Raw genomic sequence first — 14,885 nt, 5'->3', positions numbered from 1 at the left:
GCATGCCCTCCCCAGCCCCCGCCTCCACCCCTCCTGCCACCCCGCCGCGCACGCCCGTCCGCTGGCTGCTGGATTTTTCCAGCGGGCTGCTGCGCATGGAGCGCCACCTGCTCACGGCCCTGATGATGCTGCTGGTGGGGCTGATCCTGCTCAACGTGGTGACGCGCTACACCGGCATGCCGATCTACTGGATCGACGAGGCGGCGGTGTACACGGTGGTCTGGCTGACCTTCGTGGGGGCCTCGGTGATGACGCGGCTGCGCATGGACTTTGCCGTGACCATGCTCACCGACCAGCTGGGCGCGCGCGCTGCGAAGGCCATCAAGGGGGTGGCCACGGCCGGCGTGGTGCTGTTCGGCATGGCCATGCTCTGGATGTGCTGGCAGTGGATGGACCCGATCGGCATCGCGCGCTATGGCTTCGACGCCAAGGAGTACGCGGCCGAGAGCTTCAATTTCCTCTACACCGAGCGCACGCAGACGCTCAACTGGCCCACCTGGGTGCTGCAGCTGATCCTGCCGATCTTCTCGGCCACCTTCAGCGTGCATGCGCTGGCCAACCTGCTCGAGGACCTCGGGTGCGCCGAGCGGCGCACGCACCCGGGCTTCGACGTGGTCAACGCCGATGCCGTGAACTGAACGAACCCGAAGGCCCCTCCCATGATCACCACCCTGTTCTTCACCCTGGCCCTGCTGGTGGGCGTGCCCATCGGCGTGTGCCTGTGCCTCTCGGGCATCGTCTACATCTTCGCCACCGGCGGCACGGTGCTGTTCCAGTCGTTTCCCATGCAGATGTTCGCGGGGGTGGACAGCTATGGCCTGATCGCCATTCCGCTGTTCATCCTGATCGGCGAGATCATGAACAGCGGCGGCATCACGCGCCGGCTGGTGGACCTCTCCATGGCCTTCATCGGCTCGGTCAAGGGCGGCCTGGCCTACGTCAACATCCTGGCCAACATGCTGGTCTCGTCCATCATCGGCTCGGCCACGGCGCAGGTGGCCATCATGTCGCAGGTGATGGTGCCCGAGATGGAAAAGCAGGGCTATGACAAGACCTTCGCCGCAGGCCTCACCGTCTACGGCGGCATGCTCGGGCCCATCATCCCGCCCTCGGTGATGTTCGTGGTGTTCAGCGTGCTGGCCCAGGTGGCCGTGGGCGACATGCTGATCGCCGGCATCCTGCCGGGCGTGCTGCTCACGCTGCTGTTCTTCGTCGTGATCGCCCTCATGGGCTTCATCTACGACTACCCGCGCAGCGAAAAACGTACCCTGGCCCAGCGCGTGCGCACCATCGTGCTGGCCAGCCCCACGCTGCTGATCCCCATCGTGATCGTCGGCTCCATCCTGGGCGGCCTGGCCAACCCCACCGAGGCCGCGGCCGTAGGCGCGCTGGCCTCGGCCCTGGTGGGGCGCTATGTGACCAAGGAGTTCCGCTTCAATGCCATGCCGGCCATCCTGCTGCGCTCGGCGATCTACTCAGCCATCGTGCTCTTCCTGGTGGCCGCGGCCGCGGTGTTCTCGTGGCTGCTGATCTACGGCAAGGTGCCGCAGATGGTGGCGGCGTGGATACAGACCGTGGCGCACGACCCGGTCACCTTCCTGCTGCTTACCAATGTGATCCTGCTGGTCATCGGCACCGTGATCGACGGCATTCCCGGGCTCATCATGACCGTGCCCATCCTGCTGCCGATCGCCACCGAGGTCTACCACATCGACCCGCGCCACTTCGGCGTGGTGGTGGTGGTCAACCTGGTGCTGGGCCTGATGACGCCGCCCGTGGGGCTGAGCTTCTTCGTCGCCTCGGCCGTGACCGGAGCCAAGCCCGGAAAGATGTTCATCGTCACGCTGCCCTTCTTCCTCATCAGCTGCGTGGCGCTGGTGCTGCTGTCGCTGTTCCCCAGCCTGTCGCTGGCGTTGCTCGAGTAGCGCCGCCCCTTCTCCCTTTTCCGTTCCTGCAAGTTCCCTTCCCAGACCAAGGAGAGTCCACCATGACCACCACCCGCCGCCAGTTCATACAGCGCCACGCCGTGGCCGCTGCCGCCAGCCTTGCCGCCCCGCTCGTGTTCGCGCAGGGCGCGGGCGCCAAGGAATTCCGCCTGGGCCTGATCACCCCGGCCGGGCATTCGTGGAACCGCGCCGCGCTGCAGTTCGGCGAGGCGCTCAAGAAGGAGAGCGATGGCCGCCTGAGCGTGACCGTGTTCCACTCGGGCCAGTTGGGCAACGAGGCGGCCATGATGCAGCAGCTGCAGTCGGGCGCCCTGGACATGGGCTGGATCCAGGCGGCCGAACTGGGCTCGCGCGTGGCCAGCGTCGCGGCCATCAACGCGCCCTACCTGGTGCGCTCCACGCCCAGCGTGGCCAAGCTGGTCAAGCACCCGGCCGCCACCAAATTGCTCGAAGTGTTGCCGCGCGAGACCGGCACCATCGGCCTGGGCTGGGGCATCACCGGCATGCGCGCGGTGTTCTCGACCAAGGACATCGCCAGCCCGACCGATCTCAAGGGCATGAAGCTGCGCATCAACCCCACGCCGGTGTACCGCGACTTCTACCAGATGCTGGGTGCCGCGCCCACGCCCATCCCGACCCCCCAGGTGTTCGACGCCATGAGCAACGGCCAGGTGGACGGGCTGGAGGCGGACATCGAGTTCTCCTGGAACCAGCGCTTCGACAAGGTCGCCAAGACCCTGCTGCAGATGAACGCGCTGTTCATGCCCTTCGCGCCGCTGGTGTCGGGCCGCATCTGGCAGGGGCTCGATGCCAAGGACAAGGAGCTGATCCGCAAGCTCGTGGCCCAGTCGCTGGACGCGCAGATCAACGACATCGTGACCACCGAGGCGGGCCTGATCGACAAGTTCAAGGGCACCTCCATCGCGTTCAAGAGCGCGTCGTCCTTCAACCCCGAGGCCACCATCCAGGAGTTCGACAAGCTGTGGCTGCCCAAGGCCCCGCAGATCGCCGAGCTGCGCAAGGCGGGTGCCACGCTCTGATTTAAGATCGGCCCAGCAAGGCCCCAGGCGGGGCCGCGCCCCACCGGCACCCCACCCTTGATGACCTTGAGCAGCAGCCCCCCTCCCCGCAAAGACACCGGCCCCAAGCGGCGCGCGGCGGACGTGGCCTATGACGCCATCGAGGCCATGATCTCCACCCTGCAGCTGCAGCCCGGCAGCCCCGTGGTGGAGGCCGAGATCGCCGAGAGCACCGGCCTCGGGCGCACACCGGTGCGCGAGGCCTTGCTGCGCATGGTGTCCATCGGCCTCATCGTGCAGCAGCCGCGCCGCGGGCTGCAGGTCTCCAACATCGACCTGGCGGACCACCTGGACGTGATCCAGACGCGCCGCGTGCTGGAGCGGCTGATCGCATCGTGCGCCGCACGGCGCGCCACCGCGCCGCAGCGCCAGGCCATCGTGCGCTGCGCCGAGGAGATGGTGCGCGCCGCGGAACGCGGCGAGCTCGACGGCTACATGCTGGCCGACCATGGGCTCGACCAGATCGTGCACCTGGCCTGCCAGAACCAGTCGGCCGTCAAATCCGTGGCACCGCTGATCGTGCAGTGCCGCCGCTTCTGGTACGCCTACCAGCACGAGGGCGACGTGACCGAGGGTGCGCGCGCCCACATGCACCTGGCGCAGGGCATCGCCAGCGGCGACGAGGCGCATGCCGTGGCCGGCGCCAACCAGCTCATGGACTACCTGGAGCAGTTCGCGCGCCGCATCATCGACCGGTGAGCGCAGCCATGTTCACGCTCACCACCATCGCGGAGCTTCCCGCAGCATTCAGCGCGCCATCCTGGCTGCGGCCCACGGACCCGGTGCTGCTGCACACAGGCGATCTGGCGCTGAATGGCGACCTGTTGCTCGACTGGAGCGCTGGCTGGGAGGATGGCCACATCGCAGCGGCGCTTGCGGGCCTGCAAGGACAGGCCGTCAGCGGCCTGTGCGTGCAGGGCGACCTGCATCTTGCGGGTGCCCTGGTGAATGCCGACGGCGACTCCGGCCCGCTGCTGCTGGTCACCGGCGCGCTCGGCGCGCGCCAGGCCAGTTGCGGCGGCTCCCATATCCGGGTGGACGGCGACCTGCGCGTGCTGGAGGTCGTCTACGGCCACTACAACCACGGCCAGCTGATCGTGGGCGGCCAGGTCATCGCCCAGGCGCTGGTCAACGACGACCATGGCATCGACGTGCGGGGCCAGCCGGCCAAGGGCAGCAAGCTGCTGCGCATCGACCTGTCCGAAGGCCGGGACCCCGACGACCCGGAGACCCTGCCCGCTGCGCTGAAAAAGCTGCTCAAGAAATCGCCGCTGTCCCTGGAATCGGTGCGGGACGGCCTGCGCCAGGGCCGCAGCCTGGCCTCCATGGCCACACCGCAGACGGTCGAGGAATGGCGCAACGTGGTGTGGCGCGACTACACGCGCATCGCCAAGATCCCCCAGGAGCTGCGCACCGAGGCCATGTACCTGGCGCTGCTGACGCCCCAGTGCCCACTGCCCCGGCCCGAGGTGCACGAGCTGTTCTCGAAGATCCCGCCCAGGGAACTGACGCGCGCCGTGCGCCAGGCGGCCTTTGCGCTGGCCCCCAAGAGCCTGCTGATGCTGCCGCCGAAATTCGACCTGCAGCAGGAGTACGAGGCGTGCTTTCTCGCGCTGGGCGATCCACAGGCCGTGGTGGCAGAGATTCCCACCCAATTCATGAGCCCCGCCATGGCCGACCACCTGGCAGCCCGCAGCGGGAAACCCTAGCCCGCGCCAGCCAAGCTACTGGGTACCCTGGCTTCCCAGTGCGATGCGCTGCTCCAGAAAACGCCACAGGCGTTCATCGCCGCAGAAGGCCACGTTGAAACGCAGCCAGCCCGTGGGCCGCGGCTCCACCAGGAACAGCGCTCCCGGCCCGAGCATGAGGCCCTCGCCCGTGCCCTCCATGGACAGCTCGGCACTGTCGGGCAGATCGGGATGGCGGGCCCACAGGTACATCCCGGCCTCGGGCTCATGGAACAGCTCGAAGCCCAGGGCCTGCAGCCTGCGGCCCACGCTGCGGTGCGCCTCGGCCAGGCGCTCGCGCAGCGACTTGAGGTGCTTGCGCCAGCGGCCGTCCGTGACCACGCCGAAGGTGATGCGCTCGGTGATGTCCGACGAGGTGAGGCCCGAGACCATCTTCAGCTGCAGCAGGTCGTCCAGCACGTCACGCCTGGCCGCGACATAGCCCGTGCGCAGGTTGGGCGAGATGGTCTTGGAGAAACTGCCCACGTAGATCACGCGGCTCAACTGGTCCAGGCTCGCCAGCGAAGGGCGCACGCTGCTGTCCATGTCGACGTAGATGTCGTTTTCCACCAGGGTGAAGCCGTGCTGCTCGGCGAGCTGTAGCAGCCGATGCAGGTGCGCCACCGAGGCCATGGAGCAGGTGGGGCTCTGCAGCCGTGGCTGCGTGAAGAAGGCCTTGGGCTTGTGCTGCACCAGCAGCGCCTCCAGCGCAGGCAGGTCATAGCCTGTGGCCGTGCGCGGCACGCCGACCAGATGGGCCCCTGCAAAGCGCAGCATGAACAGCAGGTTGGGGTAGCCGGGGTCGTCCACCAGCACCACGTCGCCGGGCTTGAGCAGGAGCCGCGCCGCCAGGTCCAGCGCCTGGCTGGAGCCCTGGGTCAGCAGGATCTGGTCGGGGTCCACCGCCAGGTGCTGCTCGGCCAGCGATTCGGCCACCACCATGCGCAGCGCCATGTGGCCGTGCGGCAGGCCGTAGCCATCGAGTTCGGGGCCATCCGAGGACAGCTGGCGCATGCTGCGGCGCACCGCATCGCCAAACAACCAGTCGTGCGGCAGCCAGCCGCACCCCGGTTTCATCGGCAGGTTGCGGTTTTCGAAAATTTGCTTGAGGTACCAGCGTGCATCGAAACGGGGCACGGGCCGCTCCCGCGCACCACCGGCGGGCACACCGGTCTCGTCGCCGCGCCGCTTGACGAAGAAGCCCGCGTGCGCACGCGAGACCAGCCAGCCCTGGGCTACCAGCCGGTCATAGGCCTCGACCACGGTGAACACGCTGACACCGTGGGAGGCCGCGAACGCGCGGATCGAGGGGAGCTTGCTGCCAGGCTTGAGCACCTGGCTGACGATGAGGCCTCGCAGACCATCGACGATCTGGCTGACCAGAGGTGTCTGGAGGTCCGGGCTGAGAGTGAGCATCGGGAAAGCAAAGAGGGGAGCGAATTGTGCACCGTGTTGGCGCACACCAGATCAGGGAATGCCTGTACAGGATTCTAGACCTGCACAGTGCGCGGCAAAGCGCCTGTGTGTGTACATGGACGGGCTGCGGCACGGCTTCCAGAATCCGCTCCATTCCTTCACATCCGCTGGTTCAACCCGCCCGCCAACGCCATGCAGCACGACCGCCACTTCACCAATGCCGCCCTCCTCGCCCGCCGCCACGCCGCCGTCGCCCGCGGCGTGGGCCAGGCCCACGAGATCTTTGTCCAGAAGGCGCTGAACGCCGAACTGTGGGACGTGGAAGGCCGCCGCTACATCGACTTCGCAGGCGGCATTGCCGTGCTCAACACCGGCCACCTGCATGCGGGCGTGATCGCCGCCGTCAAGGCACAGCTAGACCTGTACACCCACACCTGCTTCCAGGTGTTGGCCTATGAACCTTATGTGGAAGTGGCCGAGCGCCTGAACACCCTGGCGCCCGGCGCCTTCGCCAAGAAGACCCTGCTGCTGACCACCGGCGCCGAAGCGGTGGAGAACGCCGTGAAGATCGCCCGCGCCCACACCGGCCGCCCGGGGGTGATCGCCTTCACCGGCGGATACCACGGCCGCACGAACATGACGCTGGGCCTCACGGGCAAGGTCGCACCGTACAAGACCGGCTTCGGCCCCTTCCCCGGCGAGGTGTACCACGCGCTGTTTCCCAATGCGCTGCATGGCGTGGGCGTGGAACAGGCCCTGCATTCGGTGGAGCTGCTGTTCAAGAACGACATCGAGCCCGGGCGCGTGGCGGCCTTCATCATCGAGCCCGTGCAGGGCGAAGGCGGCTTCTACATCGCACCACCCGAGTTCATCACCGGTCTCAAGGCGCTGGCCGACCGCCATGGCATCTTGCTGATCGCCGACGAGGTGCAGACCGGCGCCGGCCGCACCGGCACCTGGTTCGCCTGCGAGCAATGGCCCGTGGCCCCCGACCTGATCACCACCGCCAAGTCGCTGGCCGGCGGCTTCCCGCTGGCCGGCGTGGTGGGCCGCGCCGAGGTGATGGATGCCCCCGCCCCCGGCGGCCTGGGCGGCACTTATGCCGGCAGCCCGGTGGCCTGCGCCGCGGCACTGGCCGTGATCGAGGCCTTCGAAAAGGACCAGCTGCTGGCCCGCAGCCAGGACATGGGCGCGCTGCTGGTGCGCGCGCTCAAGGACCTGGCGAGCCGGGTGCCCGGCATCGGCGACGTGCGCGGCCTGGGGGCCATGGTGGCCATCGAGCTGTTCGAGGGCGGCGACCCCGCCAAGCCCGATGCAGCCCTCACGAAGAAGGTGGTGGCCGAGGCCGCACGCCGCGGCCTGGTCCTGCTGTCCTGCGGCACCCACGGCAACGTGATCCGCATCCTGGTGCCGCTCACGGCCTCCAACGAACTGCTCGACGAAGGCCTGGCCATCCTGGCCGACAGCTTCGCTGCCGTGGTCTGACCCAACCGGCTCCAACGCCCCCATCCTGACGACACCCATGACCTCCGACGAACCCCTGGTCCGCTTCAGCGGCGTGCAAAAGAGCTATGACGGCGAACAGCTGGTCGTGCGCTCGCTGGACCTGGACATCCATCGCGGCGAATTCCTGAGCCTGCTGGGGCCCTCGGGCTCGGGCAAGACCACCACGCTGATGATGCTGGCCGGGTTCGAGTCACCCACCACCGGCGACATCCTGCTCGACGGCCGGCAGATCACCGGCACACCGCCGCACAAGCGCAACTTCGGCATGGTCTTCCAGAACTACGCGCTGTTTCCGCACCTCACGGTGGAGCAGAACGTGGCCTACCCGCTCACCGTGCGCAAGGTGCCCCGCGCCGAGCAGCAGGAACGGGTGCGCAAGGCGCTGGACATGGTGCGCCTGGCGGGCATGGGCGAGCGCCTGCCGGCCCGCCTGTCGGGTGGCCAGCAGCAGCGCGTGGCGCTGGCGCGCGCCCTGGTCTTCAACCCGCAGCTGGTGCTGATGGACGAGCCCCTGGGCGCACTGGACAAGCAACTGCGCGAGCACATGCAGATCGAGCTCAAGGAGCTGCACCGCCAGCTCGGGGTGACCTTCGTGTACGTGACCCATGACCAGGGCGAGGCCCTGACCATGAGCGACCGGGTGGCGGTGTTCAACGAAGGCATCATCCAGCAGCTGGCCGGCGTGGAGGAACTCTACGAGAGCCCGGCCAACCGCTTCGTGGCGGGCTTCGTGGGCGACAACACCGTGCTCAGCGGCACCCTGCAGGGGGCGGGCGATGGAACCGCCATCCAGATGCCCGGCGGCTACCTGCTGCCCGGGGTGAACGTCAACGCCGCGGCCCTGGGCAGCCGCGTGCAGGCCTGCGTGCGCCCCGAGCGCATCGTGCTGCATCCGTACGCCTCCTACCCCCGGGGCTCGGCCGTGCCGGCCACGGTGGTGCGCTCCATCTACTACGGCGACCACCTTCGCCTCATGTGCGACCTGGGCCACGGCCAGGAGCAGGCCACCGTGAAGCTGGCCCTCACCCATTCCGACGCATCGGCCTACCCGCAACCGGGGCAGAACGTGCTGCTGGAGTTCCCGCCGGAGTCCACCCGCATCTATGCGGTCTGAGGCTCCGGCGCCTTGTCCTTTTTGTTCTTTTCACGCCCTCCCCTTTCCCAACGTCCTTTCCAAGGAAACTGCACCATGAAAAAGAGTCTGATCGCCTGCGCAACCCTTGCCGCATGCATGGCACTGCCCAGCTTTGCCCAGCAGCAGATCACCGTCGTGAACTTCGGCGGCGCCAATGCCAATGCCCAGAAGAAGGCGTTCTACGAACCCTACGAGAAGGCCGGCAACAAGATCGTGGCTGTGGAGTACAACGGCGAGCAGGCCAAGATCAAGGCCATGGTCGAGACCAGGAAGGTGACCTGGGACGTGGTGGAGGTCGAGTCGCCGGACGCGGCGCGTGGCTGCGATGAGGGCCTGTTCGAGAAGCTCGACTACAGCAAGATCGTGGACAAGGGCGACCTGCTGCCCGCTGCGGTGAACGACTGCGCCGTGGGCATCTTCGTGTGGTCCACCGTCATGGCGTACAACGGCGACAAGCTCAAGACCCCGCCGACCAGTTGGGCCGATTTCTTCGACACCCGGAAGATCGCCGGCAAGCGCGGCATGCGCAAGGGCGCGCGCTACAACCTGGAGTTCGCGCTGCTGGCCGACGGTGTGAAACCCGCCGACGTGTACAAGGTGCTGGCCACCAAGGAGGGTGCCGACCGCGCCTTCAAGAAGCTGACCGAACTCAAGCCCAGTATCCAGTGGTGGGAAGCCGGAGCCCAGGCGCCGCAGTTCCTGGTGGCGGGCGACGTGGCGCTGACCACCGTGTTCAATGGCCGCATTGACGCGGCCAACCGCGAAGGCCGCAACCTCAAGATCTTCTGGCCGGGCGGCATCTACGACCTGGACTACTGGGCCATCCCCAAGGGCACGCCCAACAAGGATGCAGCCGTGAAGTTCATCGCCTTCACCATGCAGACCGCCAACCAGGCGGCCTACGCGCAGCACATCGCCTACGGCCCGGCCAACACGAAGGCCCTGGCCCAACTCGACAAGAAGGTGCTGGACGACCTGCCCACCTCCACTGCCAACGCCAAGGAGGCGCTGCAGTTCAGCGTGGGCTTCTGGGCCGACCAGGGCGAGGCGCTCGAGAAGCGCTTCGCCGCCTGGGCAACGCAGTAAGCGGCAGCCGGAGCACAGGACACCATGCAGCCAGCCACCCTCGCCATCCCCGCCGCAAGCGCACCGGGCGCCAGCACGCCCGGCGCACTGCGCAAGGCCCTGTCGCGCGCAGAGTCACGCCGCAAGTGGCGGGCGTTCGCACTCCCCCTGCCGCTGCTGGTGTTCCTGCTGCTCACCCTGCTGGTCCCCATCGTGGCGCTGCTGCAGCGCGCGATCGAGAACCCCGAGGTGGCCAACGCGCTGCCGGCCACCATTTCCGCGCTCGAAGGCTGGGACCGCCAGGAGGCGCCCGGCCCGGCCGCGTATGCCGCGCTGGTGCGCGATCTGGCGCGCCTGCCCGACAGCGCCGACGCCGGAGCGCTGGCGCGCCGGCTCAACTCCGACGTGCCCGGCGCCCGCTCCCTCATCATGGGTGCGTACCGCGCCCTGCCCGCGGCGGGCACGCCCGAATCCATGCGCGATCAATTGATCGCCAAGGACCCGCGCTGGAGCGAAGCCCCGCTGTGGCGCGCCATCGCGCGCAATGGCGCGCGCTGGACACCGGACTACCTGCTCGCCTCGGTGGACCTGCAGCGCGACGCGCTGGGCCAGGTGGAACGCATGCCCGAGCAGCAGCGCGCGTTCGGCAGCATCCTGCTGCGCACCTTCCACATCAGCCTGGTGGTCACGCTCATCTGCCTGGCCATCGGCTACCCGCTGGCCTGGTGGCTGGCTTCGCTGCCGGCGCGCCCGGCCAATGTGCTGATGATCCTGGTGCTGGTGCCGTTCTGGACTTCCATCCTGGTGCGCGTGGCCGCCTGGATCGTGCTGCTGCAGTCCGAAGGCCTGGTCAACCGCGGGCTGATGGGGCTGGGCCTCGTGAGCGAGCCGCTGGCCCTGCTGTTCAACCGCACGGGCGTGGTGATCGCCATGGTGCACATCCTGCTGCCGTTCATGATCCTGCCGCTGTACAGCGTGATGAAGAACGTGCCCGCCACCTACGTGCGTGCCGCCGTGTCGCTGGGCAGCCCGCCCCTGGCGGCCTTCTTTCGGGTGTATGTGCCGCAGACCTACCCGGGCATCGGTGCCGGGGCCTTGCTGGTGTTCATCCTCGCCATCGGCTACTACGTGACACCGGCGCTGCTGGGCGGCGCCGACGACCAGATGCTCAGCTACTACATCGCCCGCTACACCAACGTCGAGGTGAACTGGGGCATGGCCTGCGCGCTCGGTGCCGTGCTGCTGGCCGCCACGCTGGTGCTGTATGGCGTGTACCGCCGCATCGGCAAGGCCGAGCTGAGCCTGGGCTGATCCGCCTGACTGTGCACCTCCCATCATCCCCCGCCCCACCCGCCATGTTCCGACTGCCCGAATTCCCCCGTTACGCCACGCTGACCGACAAGGCACTGTGGTGGCTGCTGCGCGCGCTGTGCGTGGCGGTGCTCGCGTTCCTGCTGGCGCCCATCCTGGTGATGGTGCCCCTGTCGTTCTCGGAGAGCTCGTTCCTGGCCTACCCGATCACCGGCTGGTCGCTCAAGTGGTACCGCAACCTGTTCGAATCGGCCGAATGGGCGCGCGCCACGCGCAACAGCTTCATCGTGGCGCCGGCCGCCACACTGGTCGCCACGGTGTTGGGCACGATGGCGGCGGTGGGCCTGTCGCGCGCGGACTTCCGCTTCAAGGGCTTGCTGATGGGCGTGCTCATCGCGCCCATGGTGGTGCCCATCATCGTGGTCGGCGTGGCCACCTACCTGTATTTCGCACCGCTGGGCCTGGCCGACAGCTACGTGGGCCTGGTCATCGTGCACGCGGCGCTGGGCGCGCCCTTCGTGCTCACCACCGTGCTGGCCACCCTGGCGGGCTTCAACCACAACCTGGTGCGCGCATCGCTGAGCCTGGGGGAGACGCCGTTCAGGACCTTCTTTCGCATCACGCTGCCGGTGATCGCACCCGGCGTGGTCTCGGGGGCACTGTTCGCCTTCGCCACCTCGTTCGACGAGGTCGTGGTCACGCTCTTCCTGGCCGGGGCCGAACAGGCCACGCTGCCGCGCCAGATGTTCACCGGGATCCGCGAGAACATCTCGCCCACCATTGCCGCCGTGGCCACGCTGCTCATCCTGTTCACCACCAGCCTGCTGCTGGTGCTGGAGTGGCTGCGCGGGCGCAGGGCCTGAGCGCGAACACACGCCCCAACCACTGATACACCCGAGACACCCACCGCTTTCAGCCTGCCGCTATGCTTGCCATGCGGCAGTGCGCCTACCACCCCTGACCACCCAAAAGAGACATCACCATGGACATGAAGACTTCGCCCCTTTCCCTGCTCAAGGACCCGAGCCTGCTCAAGACCGATGGCCTCATCAACGGCCAGTGGGTGGCGGGCACGGGCCGCTTCGACGTGAACGACCCGGCCACGGGCCTGAAACTCGCGAGTGTGGCCAACCTGGGCCCGGCCGACGCCGAGGCCGCGATTGCCGCCGCCAACGCCGCCTGGCCTGCGTGGAAGGCCAAGACCGCCAAGGAGCGCAGCATCCTGCTGCGCAAGTGGTACGACCTGCTCATGGCGAACCAGGACGACCTGGGCCGCATCATGACGGCCGAGCAGGGCAAGCCCCTGCCCGAGGCCAAGGGCGAGGTGGCCTACGGCGCGAGCTTCGTGGAGTGGTTTGCCGAAGAGGCCAAGCGCATCAATGGCGAGACCCTGCCCCAGTTCGACAACAGCCGCCGGCTGATGGTCTTGAAGCAGCCGATCGGCGTGTGCGCCGCCATCACGCCGTGGAACTTTCCGCTGGCCATGATCACGCGCAAGGTCGCGCCAGCACTGGCCGCCGGTTGCCCGGTGGTGATCAAGCCGGCCGAGCTGACGCCGCTGACCGCGCTGGCCGCGGCCGAGCTGGCGATCCGCGCAGGCATCCCGGCGGGCGTGTTCAACATCCTGCCGGCCGACAGCGGCAACTCGATCGCCATCGGCAAGGTGCTGTGCGCGAGCGACGTGGTGCGCCACATCAGCTTCACGGGCAGCACCGAAGTCGGCCGCATCCTGATGGCGCAATCGGCCCCCACGGTCAAGAAGATGTCGCTTGAGCTGGGCGGCAACGCACCCTTCCTGGTGTTCGACGATGCCGACATCGACAGCGCCGTGGAAGGCGCCTTTGCGAGCAAATACCGCAACGCCGGCCAGACCTGCGTGTGCACCAACCGCTTCTATGTGCAGGAAGGCGTGTACGACCAGTTCGTCGCCAAGTTCGCCGCCAAGGTGAAGACGGCCAAGGTCGGCAATGGCTTCGAGGACGGCGTGAACCAGGGCCCGCTGATCGAGGAGGCCGCACTGGTGAAGGTGCAGCGCCATGTGGACGATGCCCTGGCCAAGGGCGGCAGCGTGGTGGCTGGCGGCAAGCGCCTGGCGGGCCAGTTTTTCGAGCCCACGGTGGTGGCCAATGCCACGCCCGACATGCTGTGCGCGCGCGAGGAGACCTTCGGCCCCTTCGCCCCGGTCTTCAAGTTCAAGACCGAGCAGGAGGCCATCGACGCTGCCAACGCCACCGAGTTCGGCCTGGCCAGCTACTTCTACACCCGCGACGTGGGCCGCATCTTCCGCGTGGCCGAGGCGCTGGAGTACGGCATGGTCGGCATCAACGTGGGCATCCTGGCCACGGAGCATGTGCCCTTCGGCGGCGTCAAGCAATCGGGCCTGGGCCGCGAGGGCTCGCACCATGGCATCGACGACTATGTGGAGATCAAATACCTCTGCCTGGGCGATATCCAGAAGTAAGCCCGGCTGAGGCCGACGGCGGCCTCGCTGGGGCACAATCGCCGGCGTGCGGCCGGCAACGCAGGCAGCCCCACCCGGGGCTGCCGTGCTTTCCACCACCAAGAGGCTCCCGTTCCAGGGCGGCCCACCGGCTGCACGCACCCAGAGGGAACCCACCAACATGAAAGCCTTGATCCTTGCGCTGCTGACTGCAGCGACTTCCGCCGCGCACGCGCAAACGCTCGACGTCTTCGAATCCCACGGCAACATGCACTACGCCATGGTGCCCACCGACAAGGCGCGCGACACCCAGTACATGGAAAGGGTGGCCTACAAGTTCTGCCAGGACCAGAACAAGGGCAGCTGCCGCGTGATGATCTGGTCCGACAGCCTGGACAAGCCCACGGGCAACCCCTTCCATACACGGTACGACGAGAACAAGCTGGCCGAGTACATGCGCAACTACAGCGGCATCGCCGATGGCATCCGGTTCAACTGCAAGCTCGTGACCACCGCCAGCCGCTGCTACCAGCAGTGAGCGGCCGCCGAAGCGCCGGTGGACAATTCGTCCAGTCGGGCAGCACCGCGCCGACGCAGAATCCCGAGGCCGGCCGGCCACCGTGCGCAGCCCATAGGGGGTTGCGCGCATCCATCCCAGAGGCAGTGAGACATTGCCCGCTGGCCGCGCGCTCTGGAGGGAACCCGCCATGAAAGCCTTGATCCTTGCGCTGCTGACCGCAGCGACAGCCGTTGCCCACGCCCAGACGCTGGACGTCTTCGAGACCCACGGCAACACGCACTACGCCATGGTGCCTACCGACAAGGCGCAGGACACCGACTACATCGGGCGCGCGGCCTACAAGTTCTGCGCGGACCAGAACAAGGGTTCCTGCCACATCAAGGTCTGGTCCGACAGCCTGGACAAGCCCACGGGCCAGCCCCACCACACCCGCTACAACGACAACCAGCTTGCCGACTACACCCATGGGCCCATGGGCGTCAGCGCAACCCTCTTCAACTGCAAGATCGTGAAGAACGCCAGCCGCTGCTACCAGCGCTGAGACTGGCACGCCGCTCGCTCACCCCTGCCCAGGAGCATCGCGCCGGTTGGTGAAGCTGGCATTGCCGAGCCCCGTGCCCACGGTGAGGATGGCCCAGCGCTCCACGTCGTTGGTGAAGGGCATCTCCGAGAGGCCCTGCACCACGGCGTCGTTGTGCAGGCAGACCTGGGTGCGGCCATCGCCGATGTGCGGCAGGCGC

14 protein-coding genes and 1 pseudogene are annotated in these 14,885 nt (G+C 67.8%); 13 read left to right on the top strand and 2 right to left on the bottom strand.

The window, feature by feature from the left end:
• Window positions 1-2 precede the first annotated feature (2 nt).
• From PMI14_RS31275 to PMI14_RS31255, 5 genes are all read left to right on the top strand, one after another.
• Window positions 3-638: a TRAP transporter small permease gene (locus tag PMI14_RS31275; RefSeq protein ID WP_007861450.1), complete on the top strand. Its 636-nt coding sequence runs from the start codon at window positions 3-5 to the stop codon at window positions 636-638.
• Window positions 639-659: 21 nt separating this feature from the next.
• Window positions 660-1,925, top strand: a complete 1,266-nt coding sequence (locus tag PMI14_RS31270; protein ID WP_007861449.1) for a TRAP transporter large permease — start codon at window positions 660-662, stop codon at window positions 1,923-1,925.
• Between the two features lie 62 nt (window positions 1,926-1,987).
• The gene (locus PMI14_RS31265) at window positions 1,988-2,986 is read left to right on the top strand and encodes a TRAP transporter substrate-binding protein (RefSeq protein WP_007861448.1); all 999 of its coding nucleotides are present in this window, start codon (window positions 1,988-1,990) and stop codon (window positions 2,984-2,986) included.
• A 60-nt stretch (window positions 2,987-3,046) separates the two neighbouring features.
• Window positions 3,047-3,724 carry a GntR family transcriptional regulator gene (locus PMI14_RS31260; protein ID WP_007861446.1) on the top strand — a complete coding sequence of 226 codons (678 nt, stop codon included), beginning with the start codon at window positions 3,047-3,049 and terminating at the stop codon, window positions 3,722-3,724.
• Between the two features lie 8 nt (window positions 3,725-3,732).
• Window positions 3,733-4,734: a hypothetical protein gene (locus PMI14_RS31255; RefSeq protein ID WP_007861445.1), complete on the top strand. Its 1,002-nt coding sequence runs from the start codon at window positions 3,733-3,735 to the stop codon at window positions 4,732-4,734.
• A gap of 15 nt (window positions 4,735-4,749) precedes the next feature.
• Here the strand turns inward: PMI14_RS31255 and PMI14_RS31250 are convergent, their stop codons facing one another.
• A complete protein-coding gene (locus PMI14_RS31250) occupies window positions 4,750-6,168 on the bottom strand; it encodes a PLP-dependent aminotransferase family protein (RefSeq protein ID WP_007861443.1) in 1,419 nt (472 codons plus the stop codon).
• 192 nt (window positions 6,169-6,360) lie between these two features.
• Between PMI14_RS31250 and gabT the strand changes: the two genes are divergently transcribed.
• From gabT to PMI14_RS31210, 8 genes are all read left to right on the top strand, one after another.
• The gene (gabT, locus tag PMI14_RS31245; protein ID WP_007861442.1) at window positions 6,361-7,653 is read left to right on the top strand and encodes a 4-aminobutyrate--2-oxoglutarate transaminase; all 1,293 of its coding nucleotides are present in this window, start codon (window positions 6,361-6,363) and stop codon (window positions 7,651-7,653) included.
• Between the two features lie 37 nt (window positions 7,654-7,690).
• Window positions 7,691-8,788 carry an ABC transporter ATP-binding protein gene (locus PMI14_RS31240; protein ID WP_007861441.1) on the top strand — a complete coding sequence of 366 codons (1,098 nt, stop codon included), beginning with the start codon at window positions 7,691-7,693 and terminating at the stop codon, window positions 8,786-8,788.
• 75 nt (window positions 8,789-8,863) lie between these two features.
• The gene (locus PMI14_RS31235) at window positions 8,864-9,895 is read left to right on the top strand and encodes an ABC transporter substrate-binding protein (protein WP_007861440.1); all 1,032 of its coding nucleotides are present in this window, start codon (window positions 8,864-8,866) and stop codon (window positions 9,893-9,895) included.
• A gap of 24 nt (window positions 9,896-9,919) precedes the next feature.
• On the top strand, window positions 9,920-11,185 hold the full coding sequence (locus PMI14_RS31230; RefSeq protein ID WP_007861439.1) for an ABC transporter permease: 1,266 nt from the start codon (window positions 9,920-9,922) through the stop codon (window positions 11,183-11,185).
• 44 nt (window positions 11,186-11,229) lie between these two features.
• Window positions 11,230-12,048, top strand: a complete 819-nt coding sequence (locus tag PMI14_RS31225; protein WP_007861438.1) for an ABC transporter permease — start codon at window positions 11,230-11,232, stop codon at window positions 12,046-12,048.
• Between the two features lie 119 nt (window positions 12,049-12,167).
• Entirely contained in the window at window positions 12,168-13,646 is a 1,479-nt protein-coding gene (locus tag PMI14_RS31220) for an NAD-dependent succinate-semialdehyde dehydrogenase (protein ID WP_007861432.1), read from the top strand.
• 160 nt (window positions 13,647-13,806) lie between these two features.
• Entirely contained in the window at window positions 13,807-14,163 is a 357-nt protein-coding gene (locus PMI14_RS31215) for a hypothetical protein (protein ID WP_007861430.1), read from the top strand.
• Window positions 14,164-14,332: 169 nt separating this feature from the next.
• Window positions 14,333-14,686 carry a hypothetical protein gene (locus tag PMI14_RS31210; RefSeq protein WP_007861428.1) on the top strand — a complete coding sequence of 118 codons (354 nt, stop codon included), beginning with the start codon at window positions 14,333-14,335 and terminating at the stop codon, window positions 14,684-14,686.
• A gap of 18 nt (window positions 14,687-14,704) precedes the next feature.
• Here PMI14_RS31210 and PMI14_RS31205 read toward each other — a convergent pair.
• Window positions 14,705-14,885: pseudogene (locus PMI14_RS31205) on the bottom strand (hypothetical protein); the annotation flags it as partial.

The organism is Acidovorax sp. CF316 (assembly GCF_000276605.1).
Lineage (GTDB): Bacteria > Pseudomonadota > Gammaproteobacteria > Burkholderiales > Burkholderiaceae_C > Acidovorax.
This window is presented reverse-complemented; position numbering and strand designations above follow the sequence as displayed.

Bases quoted from the DNA above. Each gene is read 5' to 3' on its own strand.
- PMI14_RS31275 (WP_007861450.1), top strand. From the start codon at position 3: ATGCCCTCCCCAGCCCCCGCCTCCACCCCTCCTGCCACCCCGCCGCGC.
- PMI14_RS31270 (WP_007861449.1), top strand. From the start codon at position 660: ATGATCACCACCCTGTTCTTCACCCTGGCCCTGCTGGTGGGCGTGCCC.
- PMI14_RS31265 (WP_007861448.1), top strand. From the start codon at position 1,988: ATGACCACCACCCGCCGCCAGTTCATACAGCGCCACGCCGTGGCCGCT.
- PMI14_RS31260 (WP_007861446.1), top strand. From the start codon at position 3,047: ATGACCTTGAGCAGCAGCCCCCCTCCCCGCAAAGACACCGGCCCCAAG.
- PMI14_RS31255 (WP_007861445.1), top strand. From the start codon at position 3,733: ATGTTCACGCTCACCACCATCGCGGAGCTTCCCGCAGCATTCAGCGCG.
- PMI14_RS31250 (WP_007861443.1), bottom strand. From the start codon at position 6,168: ATGCTCACTCTCAGCCCGGACCTCCAGACACCTCTGGTCAGCCAGATC.
- gabT (WP_007861442.1), top strand. From the start codon at position 6,361: ATGCAGCACGACCGCCACTTCACCAATGCCGCCCTCCTCGCCCGCCGC.
- PMI14_RS31240 (WP_007861441.1), top strand. From the start codon at position 7,691: ATGACCTCCGACGAACCCCTGGTCCGCTTCAGCGGCGTGCAAAAGAGC.
- PMI14_RS31235 (WP_007861440.1), top strand. From the start codon at position 8,864: ATGAAAAAGAGTCTGATCGCCTGCGCAACCCTTGCCGCATGCATGGCA.
- PMI14_RS31230 (WP_007861439.1), top strand. From the start codon at position 9,920: ATGCAGCCAGCCACCCTCGCCATCCCCGCCGCAAGCGCACCGGGCGCC.
- PMI14_RS31225 (WP_007861438.1), top strand. From the start codon at position 11,230: ATGTTCCGACTGCCCGAATTCCCCCGTTACGCCACGCTGACCGACAAG.
- PMI14_RS31220 (WP_007861432.1), top strand. From the start codon at position 12,168: ATGGACATGAAGACTTCGCCCCTTTCCCTGCTCAAGGACCCGAGCCTG.
- PMI14_RS31215 (WP_007861430.1), top strand. From the start codon at position 13,807: ATGAAAGCCTTGATCCTTGCGCTGCTGACTGCAGCGACTTCCGCCGCG.
- PMI14_RS31210 (WP_007861428.1), top strand. From the start codon at position 14,333: ATGAAAGCCTTGATCCTTGCGCTGCTGACCGCAGCGACAGCCGTTGCC.